At 68.5% G+C, this 12268-nt stretch carries 10 protein-coding genes; 6 read left to right on the top strand and 4 right to left on the bottom strand.

The window, feature by feature from the left end; genetic code table 11:
* Positions 1 to 149: 149 nt before the first annotated feature.
* Both sepH and ACQPYH_RS21240 read left to right on the top strand, forming a co-directional pair.
* A complete protein-coding gene (gene sepH, locus ACQPYH_RS21245; protein WP_432893928.1) occupies positions 150 to 1502 on the top strand; it encodes a septation protein SepH in 1353 nt (450 codons plus the stop codon).
* A gap of 185 nt (positions 1503 to 1687) precedes the next feature.
* Positions 1688 to 2095: a hypothetical protein gene (locus ACQPYH_RS21240; protein ID WP_432893926.1), complete on the top strand. Its 408-nt coding sequence runs from the start codon at positions 1688 to 1690 to the stop codon at positions 2093 to 2095.
* A gap of 3 nt (positions 2096 to 2098) precedes the next feature.
* Here the strand turns inward: ACQPYH_RS21240 and ACQPYH_RS21235 are convergent, their stop codons facing one another.
* A complete protein-coding gene (locus tag ACQPYH_RS21235; protein ID WP_432893924.1) occupies positions 2099 to 2482 on the bottom strand; it encodes a winged helix-turn-helix transcriptional regulator in 384 nt (127 codons plus the stop codon).
* Positions 2483 to 2538: 56 nt separating this feature from the next.
* On the opposite strand from ACQPYH_RS21235, the gene ACQPYH_RS21230 reads away from it, so the two are divergent.
* The gene (locus ACQPYH_RS21230; protein ID WP_432893922.1) at positions 2539 to 3336 is read left to right on the top strand and encodes an NAD(P)H-binding protein; all 798 of its coding nucleotides are present in this window, start codon (positions 2539 to 2541) and stop codon (positions 3334 to 3336) included.
* Here ACQPYH_RS21230 and ACQPYH_RS21225 read toward each other — a convergent pair.
* Entirely contained in the window at positions 3308 to 3874 is a 567-nt protein-coding gene (locus ACQPYH_RS21225) for a TetR/AcrR family transcriptional regulator (RefSeq protein ID WP_432893920.1), read from the bottom strand. The two genes, ACQPYH_RS21230 and ACQPYH_RS21225, sit on opposite strands and share 29 nt — an antisense overlap.
* A 98-nt stretch (positions 3875 to 3972) precedes the next feature.
* On the opposite strand from ACQPYH_RS21225, the gene ACQPYH_RS21220 reads away from it, so the two are divergent.
* From ACQPYH_RS21220 to ACQPYH_RS21210, 3 genes are all read left to right on the top strand, one after another.
* Complete coding sequence (locus ACQPYH_RS21220; RefSeq protein WP_432893918.1) at positions 3973 to 5343, top strand: MDR family MFS transporter; 1371 nt, start codon at positions 3973 to 3975, stop codon at positions 5341 to 5343.
* A 76-nt stretch (positions 5344 to 5419) separates the two neighbouring features.
* Complete coding sequence (locus ACQPYH_RS21215) at positions 5420 to 9226, top strand: discoidin domain-containing protein (RefSeq protein ID WP_432893916.1); 3807 nt, start codon at positions 5420 to 5422, stop codon at positions 9224 to 9226.
* Positions 9227 to 9233: 7 nt separating this feature from the next.
* Complete coding sequence (locus tag ACQPYH_RS21210) at positions 9234 to 10322, top strand: Gfo/Idh/MocA family protein (protein WP_432893914.1); 1089 nt, start codon at positions 9234 to 9236, stop codon at positions 10320 to 10322.
* Positions 10323 to 10410: 88 nt separating this feature from the next.
* Here the strand turns inward: ACQPYH_RS21210 and ACQPYH_RS21205 are convergent, their stop codons facing one another.
* Positions 10411 to 10968 (bottom strand): GNAT family N-acetyltransferase, encoded by a 558-nt coding sequence (locus ACQPYH_RS21205; protein WP_432893912.1) that lies wholly within the window; start codon positions 10966 to 10968, stop codon positions 10411 to 10413.
* On the bottom strand, positions 10965 to 12239 hold the full coding sequence (locus tag ACQPYH_RS21200; RefSeq protein WP_432893910.1) for an ROK family transcriptional regulator: 1275 nt from the start codon (positions 12237 to 12239) through the stop codon (positions 10965 to 10967). The genes ACQPYH_RS21205 and ACQPYH_RS21200 overlap by 4 nt, the downstream gene beginning before the upstream one ends.
* Between the last annotated feature and the right edge of the window lie 29 nt (positions 12240 to 12268).

Raw genomic sequence — 12268 nt, 5'->3', positions numbered from 1 at the left:
ACTGGTGTGACCAGGAGGACCCTGGTGACCAGGCAAGATGTGATTTCGTGACGTAACCTCCACAATGACCGGGCGGCACGGCGCGCCGGTCTTGGTCAGGCCCAGCGTCCGGGAGAGACTGTCTAGAACCGCACAGGAGAACAAGGTCAATGCGCGAGGCGAGGCTCGTCGGTCTGAGCCAGGATGGGAAACAGCTCATCCTGGCGATGGCAGAGACGGGTGAGGAGTTCGCCGTACCGGTCGACGACCGGTTGCGTGCGGCCCTCCGCGGAGACCGTGCCCGACTCGGCCAGCTGGAGATTCAAATGGAGAGCGCGCTGCGCCCACGAGACATCCAGGCTCGTATCCGCGCCGGCGAAAGTCCCGAGGCGGTCGCCGCCATCGCCCAGATGCCGATGGAACGCGTGATGGCGTTCGCCGGCCCGGTCCTGGCCGAGCGCGACCACATCGCCAGCCTCGCGCAGCGTGCATCGGTGCGTCGTCGCGGCGGCGGGGACGCACCGACCCGGAATCTCGGTGCGTGGGTGACCGATCGGCTGCGGACGCGTCACGTCGACCCGGCCTCGGCCGAGTGGGACGCATGGCGGCGCGAGGACGGTCGCTGGGCCGTTCGCGTCTCGTACTTCGTCGAGTCCGAGGACAGCGTCGATTCCGGGGAAGAGCAGAAGGTCGAGAAGATCGCCATGTTCGCGTACGACGCCCCCGGGCGGTACGCCGTACCGGACGACGACGAAGCGCGCTGGCTGGTCGGCGAGCAGGCGCAGGTGCTGCCGACGCCCGTCCAGCCGCAGCCTGGCGAGCGCCGACTGGCCGCCGTCGCGGACATCGACCCGCTCCTCGCGCCCGACCATGGCGCTGACAGCTACGAGGCCGGCTTCGAAGACACCGTCGGCCTGCGCCGCCGAAACCACCCGGTTTCCCGCGAGAACGCGGAGCCGGCTCGCGAGACCCGCGACTTCGTGCGCGAGTCGCGTGAGCTGCACCGGGACTTCCCTCGGGAAACCGGGCCCAGCAACCGGGAGCCGGAGCGTGGGCCGCGGCGCGTGCACTCGGTGCCGAACCCGGACGAAGAGCCGACGCTGATCGACGTGCCGGTCGACCCGCCGCCGGCGCCTCGCCCTGCAGTCCGCGCGGTCGAGCGCCCGGCTGATCCGCCGGCCTTCGCCTCCCCCGCAGCACCGGACGAGCCCCCGGCAGAGGCCCGCCAGCCACGTCCGCAGCAGCCTGCCCCGGCGCAACCCCGCCGTACCGAACCGGCAGCTGCTGAGACGCCTCGTCAGGCCGAGGCCCGTCGGCCTGAGCCTGCCCGCGAGCCGGAGCCGGCGCCGCACATCGAGCCCGATCCGGTCGTCGAGGCTCCGCAGCCTGCCGCAGCCGAGGCCGCCGAGCCTGCCGCCGCGGAAGAGACTCCGGTCGAGCCGAAGAAGAAGGCAGCCCGCCGGGGCAAGCGCGCGAGCGTCCCCAGCTGGGACGAGATCATGTTCGGCAAGAAAGCCGACTGACACATCACGGACCGTCGTCCCAGATTGCGGACGGTGTTTGCCGCTGGACCCGCGGTCCTGCCATGATCGTCCGCATGCAGATGCTGTGTTGTTGCTGTTGTCGCTGACGCGCGCCGACTCCCGGCGCACGAGGCCCTGTCCTTTCCGTGGCCCGCCCGCCGACACAGCACTCACAGGAACTACGCATGAATCTCCCGGCTCTCGCCGACCTGCTCGCGTCTCGTGGTCTCCGGCTCCTTCCCGGTTCGTACGCCGTACCGGTCGAGCTGCTCGTACAGTTGCCTGACGCAACGATCGCCAGGTTCACCGCCCGCGGTACGACGCTCCGCCTGCGCAGCTACTCCCCCGACGCGCTGACCACGATCATGATCCCCGCGGAGTGCGGCTGCGGCGACCACCACCCGCAGACCGGCCCCGCCCGCGAGACGCTCAGCCGGTACGCCGTACCGCTGTCCGACCAGGCCATCGACGGTGAGCTCGAGTTCGGCTGGCAGCACCACGAAGCCGGCGCCCTTCGTCTTGCGGACGCGCTCCCGCACTTCTTCACGCTCGTCGACGTACTCCGCAGCCGCGAGCTGATCGGCGTCGCCTGAGAGTCAGGGGCGGCGGTGGGCTGGTTCGGTGGTGTCGAAGCGCTGGCGGGCGGCTTCTACCTCGGCCAGGTTGGGGGACCATTCGGCCAGGGAGTGGAAGAGCGGGGCGAGGCTGCGGCCGAGCGGGCTGATCTCGTACTCGACGCGCGGCGGGACCTCGGCGTGGTATTCGCGGGTCACCAGGCCGTCGCGTTCCAGCTGCCGCAGGCGCTGGGTCAGGACCTTCGGCGTGATCACGCCGATGCGGCGTTCGAGCTCGACGAACCGCTGACGACCGTACTCGTTCAGCGTCCACAGGATCGGGGTGGTCCAGCGGCTGAAGACCAGGTCGACCACCGGCGCGATCGGACAGGCCTGCACCGACTCAACTGCAGTGTTCTCGCTCACAAACCCAATACTATCCTCTAGGTACCTACTATCCCACGACCAGTAGCGTCCTCTTCATGATCGTGATCACCGGAGCAACCGGCAACGTAGGCCGCCCACTCATCCAGTCCCTGATCGCCGCCGGCGAGGATGTCGTACCTGTCTCGCGTCGCGGCGAAGGCCACCAGGTCGACCTGACCAAACCCGAAACCCTGAAGCCGGCCCTCGACGGCGCCAAGGCCGTTTTCCTCCTCACCTCTGCCGACTTCCTTGCCGGCGGCAACCTCCACGACGTCGTCGACGTGATCAAGGCAGCCGGTGTCCCGCGCGTGGTCCTGCTCTCGTCCCAGGGAGTCGGTTCGAAGCGTCATCCGTCGATCCACGAGGACGCGGTGACCGGATCCGGTCTCGACTGGACGATCCTGCGCCCCGGCAATTTCGACAGCAACGCGTTCCAGTGGGCCGACTCCATCCGCACGCAGCGCACGATGGCCGCGCCGTTCGCGGACGTCGCACTACCGGCCGTCGACCCGGCCGACATCGCCGACGTCGCGGCGGCAGCCCTCCGCGACCCGAGCCACGCGGGCGCGATCTACACGCTGACCGGACCGGCTGCGATCTCGCCGCGCCAGCAGGCCGAGGTGATTGCTCAGGCCGTCGGCGAGCCGGTGCAGTTCACCGAACTGAGCCGGGACCAGGCGCGGACGGGGATGCTGACTTTCATGCCAGAGCCGGTGGTCGAGGCCACTCTCGACGTCCTCGGCACGCCGACAGCCGTCGAGCAGGCGGTCAACCCCGACGTACCGAAGGTGCTCGGTCGGCCGGCGTCGACGTTCGCCGACTGGGTCAGCCGGAACGTCCAGGCCTTCCGCTGACCAACGGCAGGAAGACGTCGTCGACGAGCGACGTGAGCGCGGACGCCGGCAGCGGCTCGCGGGCGAACAGCATCTCGTGCCGCAGCAGGTTGGTCGGAGCGGTGAGCACCCGATCGGGCAGGTCGTCGGTCGGGATCTCACCGCGCTCCGCCGCACGCTTGACGATCGTCGCCATCACGCTCGACATCCGCGTGTAGATCTCCGGGTCCAGATCCGGAGCCTCGGCCAGTAACCCGTGGACCACGTCAGGCCCGAGCGTCGCGAATCGCTCGGCCATCAGTCGCAGTACGCCGAGCACGTCGTCGCGCAGGCTCCCGGTGTCCGGCACGTTCTCGACGATCGAGCCGGTCCGGTGCCGCATCGCCGCGACCACCAGCTCGGCCCGGTTGCGCCAGCGCCGGTACAGCACCTGCTTGCCGGTGTGCGCCCGGGCGGCGACGGCCTCCATCGTCAGCCGGGCGTACCCGGCCTCCATCAGCTCGTCCCAGGCAGCATCGAGCAGGACGGCCTCGAGCTCCGCACCCCTCCGGCGCTCCATGACACCAACTCCTCAACAAAAGAGACATTGCGTCTCTTATGGATCCGAGCTTACTCTAAAAGCCGTAAGAGACGCATCGTCTCTAAGGAGTCTCTCGGATGACAACCACACCCACCACGGACCGCCTCGACCGGGCGGTCCTCAAACTCGCCGCCGTGCTGGTGCTCGGCGCTCTTGCTCCACTGCTCGACAGCACGATCGTCACCGTCGCGATCCACACCCTCGGCATCGAGCTGCACACCTCGGTGTCGACGGTCCAATGGGTCAGTACGGCGTACCTGCTCGCGCTCGCGATGGCCGTCCCGATCACCGGATGGTCGGCGAACCGCTTCGGCGCCAAACGCATGTGGATCATCGCGCTCGCGCTGTTCCTCATCGGATCGATGCTCTGCGGGGCCGCCTGGAACATCGGCTCGCTGATCGTGTTCCGCGTGATCCAGGGCATCGGCGGCGGACTGATGCTGCCGATCCTGCAGACGCTGCTCCTGCGCGCCGCCGGCCGCGAACGCATCGGCCGCCTGATGGCCGTCGTCACGCTCCCCGCGCTGGTCGGTCCGATCCTCGGTCCGGTGATCGGCGGCGTACTCGTCGGACACCTCGACTGGCGCTGGATCTTCTACGTCAACGTCCCGATCTGCATCGCCGCGATCTTCTTCGCCGTACGTGAGCTCAAGCCGGATCCCGAGCCCACCGCGGCGGCTCTCGACGTACCGGGTCTGCTGCTCATCTCTCCCGCGCTGGCCGGCATCATCTACGGCCTCAGCCAGGTCGGCGATCACGGCTTCGGCGACGCCCGCGTCCTGGTGCCACTCGTTCTGGGGATCGTGCTGCTCGCGGTCTTCGCCCTCCGGCGGGTCAAGGAGCCGCTCATCGATCTTGCGCTATTCCGCACGAAGTCCTTCACGGCCTCGACCGCACTGCTGTTCCTCACCGGCTTCGGGCTGTACGGCGCGATGCTGCTTCTCCCGCTCTTCTACCAGCAGGCGCGCGGCGAGACCGTCACGGCCGCCGGGCTGTTGCTCGTCCCGCAGGGCATCGGCAGCCTGATCGCACGCACGGCCGGCGGACTGACCGACCGCTACGGTCCACGCTCGGTCATCCTGGTCGGCATCGTCCTCACCACCCTCGGAACCATTCCGTTCGCCTTCGCCGGTACGGCGTACTGGGTGCTGGCGATCGCGCTGGTCGTCCGCGGCGCCGGCCTGAGCGCGGTCATGCTCGCGGTGATGGTCGGCGCCTTCCGCGATCTCGAGCCGGCGCAGATTCCGCACGCGAGCAGTACGACGCGGATCATGCAGCAGTTGGGCGGTGCGTTCGGTGCCGCGACGCTGGCCGTGGTCCTGCAGAGCCAGCTCACCGGACACTCGGCGTCGACGGCGTACGCGCACAGCTTCGCGTGGGCCATCGGGTTCACCGCGATCGCCGCCGTACCGGCACTCTTCCTGCCCGGGCGCCGGGCTCTTGAATAAGTAACACGCTTGGTTTAACTTATCCGCGCAGCTGCTCTCCCCTGTGTACTCCGGTCCGCCACCTGGAGGTTTCCACATGCCCAGAAGCATGCTCAGACGCCTGTTTGCGCGGGTTCTTCCTGCCACTCTGCTGGCGAGCGTGATCGCTGCCCCGGCAGCGCACGCCGCCACGATGTATCCCAGCGGGGTCGGCGCCGATCTCGGCCCGACCCCGACCACCCTTGGCATCCAGCCCGCCGCCGGCGACGATCCGGCCGGGCTCCGCACCGGCACCGAGCAAGGCCGCACCTACTGGCAGACGAACCAGGCGGCCGGAACCGGCTACCTCGAGTTCGACGTCGACCACGATTACGTCGACGAGATCGGCACGGACGATGTCCTGGTGACGGTGACCTATCTCGACAGCGGCTCCGGCACTCTCGACCTGCAGTACGACGCGAAGGCCGACCCGCAGCAGGACGCCACGGACATCCAGCTGACCAACACCGGCACCTGGAAGACCGGCGTCTTCTCGCTCACCGGCATCGGGTTCACCAACCGCCTCGGCGACGCCGACGTCCGCGTCTTCGGAGGTAGCGCCGACATCACGATCGCGAGCCTGCGGATCAGTACGGCGGGCGCCTCGGTCCAGCTCGGCGCGACGCCGGTGCAGAACGGCATCAGCCCGCGGGCCGGCGACGACGCGTCGCACCTGGTCACCGGCGTACAGGACGGTCGCGCCTACTGGCAGACCGACCACACCGCGCCGTCGCCCGGAACGAACTTCTTCTACATGAACGTCGCCGACACCTACCTGTACGACAACCACAGCCTGGTGCTCGTCAGCATCGACTACTTCGACGAGGGCAACGGCCAGTTCGGCCTGCACTACGACTCCCCCGGCGACACGATCCCGGACAAGTTCAAGAACTCCGAGGTGATCCGGTACGGCGACACCAAGACCTGGAAGACGTACACGTTCGCGCTGCCGGACGCGGTGATGACCAACCGCTCGAACGGCGGCGACTTCCGGATCCACAACGGCGACGGATCGGTCGACCTCAAGGTGGCCGCGGTCCGCGTCGCCAAGGTCGCGACCACGCTCGACGTCACCGAAGGACTCGTGGACCTGATCGGTCAGGCGACACGCACCGAGAAGGCGGCACGTGAAGGCACGCGCGACGGCCAGTACCCGGTCGGCAGCCGCGCCACGCTGCAGGACGCGATCGATGACGCTCAGGCGGTCGCATCCACTCCGGGCGTCACCGACGTACGGGTCAAGGCTGCGCTCACGACGCTGCAGGCGAAGCTCGACGCCTTCACCGCGTCAATCGTCGACACCAACTTCGCTGCTGCCGGCACAGCAACGGCCAGCAACGGGGCCGCGCCTGCCGTCAACGACGGGGACCACACGACGACCTGGACCGGCGGCGCGGACTCGTGGCTGCAGATCGATTTGGGTAAGCCGCGGCCGGTCAACGACGTACGGGTCGAGTGGGCCGAGGCCTACTCCCCCGACTACAGCGTCCAGGTCTCGAACGACGGCACGAAGTTCACCAGCGTCGGCCGGATCGGCTCACCAGGCGGCAACCAGGTCAGCCGGACCCGGTTCGCGACCACGAGCGCCCGGTACGTGCGCGTCGCGATGACCGGTGCCGACTCGTTCATCGTCAAGGAGCTCCAGCTCCGGCTCACGCCGGTCGTCACCCCGAAGCCGAAGCTTGTGCAGACCAGCAACCCGACCGAGGACGGCGTCATTGCCGACTTCGACGCCACGCAGTACGGTGCCGACCGCACCGGCCGACGCGATTCCACCAAGGCCATCCAGCAGGCGATCTACGCTTGCCAGGACGCGGGTGGCGGCACGGTCTGGCTGCCGACCGGTCAGTACAAGGTGACCGACACGATCGAGGTCCACGCGTTCTGCAGCGTCCGTGGCGACCACGGTCAGAAGCTCGGCACGGGCACCGTGATCATCGCGGATCTGCCCTCCGGCGACGACGGGCCGAGCCTGTTCCGGATCGGCGGCAGCGCGGGCGTTCTCGGCGTCACGACGTACTACCCGAACCAGAGCGCGACGAAGCCGGTCCCGTACGGCTACACGTTCGAGATCCCCGGCGGCGCCTGGATCGGCAACGAGAACTACATGATGTCGACCGTCTCCGACGTCACCATGCTCAACTCGTACCGCGGGATCGGCGTCAGCACGATGCCGAACGACCACGGCAACGCGCCGAGCTCCGGTCAGGTGCACGAGTCGACCACGATCCGCAACGTGAACGGCACGGCGCTGTTCGAGGGCGCCCGTGCCTACAACGGCGCCGACGTCGGCACCTGGGAGAACGTTGCCTTCAGCAACTCGTATTGGTCGTCCGCACCGAAGGCCTTCAAGCCGCCGTCGCGGCAGGCGCTCGACACCTGGACCCGGGCGAACGGCACCGGTCTCGTCCTCGGCGACCTCGAGTGGGACCAGTTCTACCGGATCAGCGTCTCCGACTACCTGGTCGGCATCCACGTCGTCGCGGGTCAGCGGGCGCAGTTCACCGGCAGCTTCCTCCAGCCCGACGTACGCCGGACCGGGACCGGACTGCTCGTCGACGTGATGGACGACCGATGGGGCCTGACCCTGGCCGGCGGACATGTCGACGGCGGGATCACCAACAACTCGGCCGGCTACGTGAAGATCACCGGCACCGAGGTCAGCGGCACGGTCTCCGGGATCGTCCACAGGATGTCCGGCACGGCACCGACGTACGACCAGAAGCCACTGCCCAAGCCGGTGCAGAAGCTGTACGTCGTGGATGCGCCGCACGGGGTCGGGTACTTGCCGGCCGCCGACGCGACCCAGGACGTCCAGAGGGTGCTCGATCGCGCGGGACGTGAGGGCGGTGGCATCGTCTACCTGCCCGCCGGGTGGTACCGGATCAGCACGCACCTATCGGTTCCGGCGAAGGTCGAGCTGCGCGGCGCGTCCGCCGTACCGAACCGGGATCAGGGCGGTGCGAGCGGCGGCACCGTCCTGCAGGCCTTCGAGCGGGACACCGACGCCGCGCTCATCACGCTCAAGAGCAGGGCCGGTGTGCGCGGGCTGCGGGTCTTCTACCCGGAGAACAACCCGGCCAATGGCGTCGTGCCTTATCCGTATGCGATCCGCGGTACGGCGGGCGGGAACTATGTGATCAACGCCGGCTTCCCGAACGCGTGGGACGGGATCGACCTCAGCGGCGACAACGTCGTCGTACGCAAGGTCGCCGGCGCGTTCTTCGACCACGCGATCTCGATCGGCGCGGGCCAGGGCGGCCGTGTCGAGGGCGTGCTGTCGAACGGGAACGCGGTCACGCGGGTCGGGTACCAGGAGCCGTACTGGATGAACGAGGGCAATATCTTCGAGCTCGTCATCGACAAGTACATGCGCAAGACGGCCAAGATCGTCACCGTCGACGGCGCTCGTGGGCTGACGTTGCTCGACGTGTTCGCGTACGGCTTCCATGACGGGCTGGTGGTGAACTCGGGCCAGGTCGACGCGTTCAACCTCGGCACCGACAACCTGGGCACCGACGGCCACACCATCCAGGTGGTCAGCGGGGACGTCGAGGCGACGAACCTCGCCCGCTACAACGGCGCTACGCTCAGCGGTACTGCGACATTGCACAACGTGATGGTGATCAACGTCGTCCAGCGCAGCGTCTCGGTGCAGGCTGCCGGGAACGGCACGGCGACGATCGCCGGGAACGAGTCCGAGCCGGGGAAGTACGAGGTCGGCGCGCAGGTGACCGTGACGGCGACGCCATCATCGGATAGCGTTTTCCAGAGTTGGACCGTGAACGGGACCGTGGTGTCGACAGCGCCGTCGTACACCTTCACCGTCAGCACGGACCAGGTTCTGACCGCGAACTTCCAGTAGGAGCGAGATGGCTGACACACAACAGCAAGTCGCGATCGTGGGCTGCGGCATCATCGGCAAGCGCCACGCGGCGACGATCGCGGAACGGCCGGACGCGATCGTCAGCGCGCTCGTCGACCCGGACGCCGCCGCCCGGGAGGCGGTGCTGGCGCAGCTGACCGAGGCCGGTCAGCCGGAGCCGAAGCAGTACGACGACCTGACCGCGGCGCTGAGTGGGTCGGATATCTCGCTCGTCGCGATCTGTACGCCGAGCGGCTCGCACGCTGAGCTGGCCGAGGAGGCGCTGAACGAGCGGAAGCACGTCGTCGTCGAGAAGCCGATCGACGTCGACCTCGGCCGGGCCCGTCGCCTTGGTGCGGCGGCCGCCCGGGCCGCGGGCCAGGGTGTGCAGCTGTCGGTGATCAGCCAGCACCGGTTCGACGCCGGCAGCGCGGTGATCAAGGAGGCGATCGACGCCGGCCGGTTCGGGCAGCTGACGTCGTGCGTCGCGACGGTCGCCTGGTGGCGGAGCGACGAGTACTACGCCATGGCCGGCTGGCGCGGGACGTGGGCGCAGGACGGCGGTGGCGCGCTGATGAACCAGGGCGTGCACACCGCCGACCTGGTGCTGTGGTTCATGGGCCGCCCGGTCAGCGTCCAGGCGCAGGCGCTGCGGGCCGCGCACCACGCGATCGAGGTCGAGGACACGGTGGTCGCGACAATCACCTTCGAGAACGGCGCGGTCGGCACGCTGCACGCGACGACCGCGGCGTACCCCGGTGGGCGCACGCGGGTGTCGGTCCACGGCACCAAGGGCGGCGCCGAGATCGAGGACGACCTCCTCAGCCGGCTGAACGTCGACGGCGCAAAGGACGAGGCATCCGTCGACGTAGGCGATCCAGGCGGCCACAAGGCGCAGTACGACGACATCCTCACGGCAATCGCCGCCGGCAACCAGCCCGCCATCACCGTCCAGGACGGCATCAACGCCCTAGCACTCGTGCGGGCGGTCTACATAGCCTCCACCCTCCAACGCCCCGTCAAATTCGAAGACGTCCTAGAAGGCAAATACGACGACGTAGAAGTCTCCCGAGGCATCGGCCTACCCCCCAACTAAAACGCGCACAGTCTGGTGGGTACACCCACCAGATGACGGGTTGGCCAACCCCCGCTCTGGTGGGCATACCCACCAGAGCGGGGCCGGGTCAGGTGCCGGGGGTGCGGTTGTTGAGGATGCGCTGGTAGAGGTTGCAGTCTTGCCACACGCCGCCGATGTGTAGGTAGGTGGGGGCGAAGCCGATCTGGTTGAAGCCGGTGCGCTGGAGGACGCGTTGTGATGCGACGTTGTTCTTCAGGGTGCTGGCTTCGATGCGGTGGAGCTTGAACTCGGAGTCGGCCAGCTCGGCGACTGCCTCGACGGCGAGGGTGGCCAGGCCTCGGCCGGTGACGTCTCCGGCCAGCCAGTAGCCGAGGCTCGCGCTGCGGAAGGGGCCGGCGACGACGTCCTGCAGCGTGAAAGCACCGACGACGCGGTCGGCCTCGACCAGCAGCCACGGCACAACCTGACCGTTCTTATAGCGCTCGAGCGTGCTCGTCAGCCGCTCCCGCTGGCCCGCAACCGTGAACCAACTCTCGGGCCGCGCCGGCTCCCACGGCGACAAGTGGTCCCACGACCGGGTGTACGCATCCGCCAGCGCGGCGGCGTCCTCGAGGGTGGCGATGCGGAGTTGTACGTCGGGAGTCAGCGGGCGGGCTTCGATCACTTCGGCAGCCTACGTGCCTGGCTGGAGCCCGACACGCGAGGGGTGAAGGCGTCGTGGAAGATCGTCGACGCCGCCCCGACCGCGGCCGCGTCGGTCTGCAACATCGACTCCTCGACCGCAACCGGACGCGTCTCCCGAGCCACCGGATGCGCGTTCACCGCACGCCCGATCTCGGTCAGGAAGATCTCCGAGTTCTCCTTCATGTACGCCGGTCCGCCGAGTACCACAAGATCGATATCGAGCAGATCGACCAGCCCGACCGCGCCCTGCCCGACCACCCTCGCCACCTGCGTGACGGCCTTCACCGCAGCCGCATCACCATCTGCGGCCGCCTTGCACACCGCCTTGTACCGCTTGGCCTCGTCGGTCGCGCCCGGATCGGTCTCGACGTACCCGAACTCGCTCGCGATCACCGGCAACGACGCCGTCGGGTTGCACTCGGGGATCATCCGCGGCCCGTCGACCGGGTCCCACTCCCCCATCCGCAGCGCCGCGATCTGCCCGAACTCACCGGCGTTCGCCGAACCGCCGCGATAGATCGACCCGTTCAGGATCAACCCGCTGCCGACGCCCGTACCGAGGTACAGATACGCGAAGTCCCGCGCCCGAGCCGACCGCCCGATCCAGCGCTCGCCGATCGCGGCCGCCGTACCGTCCTTCTCCACCAGCACCGGGTGATTCAACCGCTCCTGCAGCAACTTCCGGATCTTCAACCCGCGCCAAGCAGGCTGCAACGGAAGCGCGAGCAGCGAACCGTCAGTATCAATGGGCCCCGGTACGGCGACACCGACGCCGAGCATCGAGGCGGGATCGACCTGGCTGATGCTCAATGCCGCGGTCACCGTCGCCGCGGTCAGATCGATCAGCTTGCCCGCCTCGAGACCGTCCGCGAGATCGACGGTCTCCCGACGGACGATCCGGCCGTCCAGGTCCACGACCGCGACCGTCAGCAACTCCGGGTCGATGTGGATGCCCACCGCGTGCGCGGCGTTCGACCGCATCCGCACCGGCGTCCGCGGCTTCCCGAGTCGTTCGGCGCGCTCCTGCGCCTCCTCGACCAGCAGCCCTTGCTGGAGGAGGATGCGCAGGATCCGCGACACCGACTGCTGGGTGAGACCGGTCCGGCGGGAGATCTCGGTCCGGCTGATGGTGCCGGCCAGCCGGATCGTCTCGATGATCACGGCCTCGTTGAACGAGCCCAGGTCGTACTGGTTCGCGCCGGCACGCCTCAGCCCCTCGAGCTCCGTCAGGTCGTCGACCGAATCGTTCATCTCCACCTCCCCGTCTCACCTCGAGTAGC

Origin of the sequence: Kribbella sp. CA-245084 (assembly GCF_050942355.1) — a bacterium.
Taxonomy (GTDB): domain Bacteria; phylum Actinomycetota; class Actinomycetes; order Propionibacteriales; family Kribbellaceae; genus Kribbella.
Note: the sequence above shows the minus strand (reverse complement) of the source record. Positions and strands in the feature narration are given on the sequence as shown.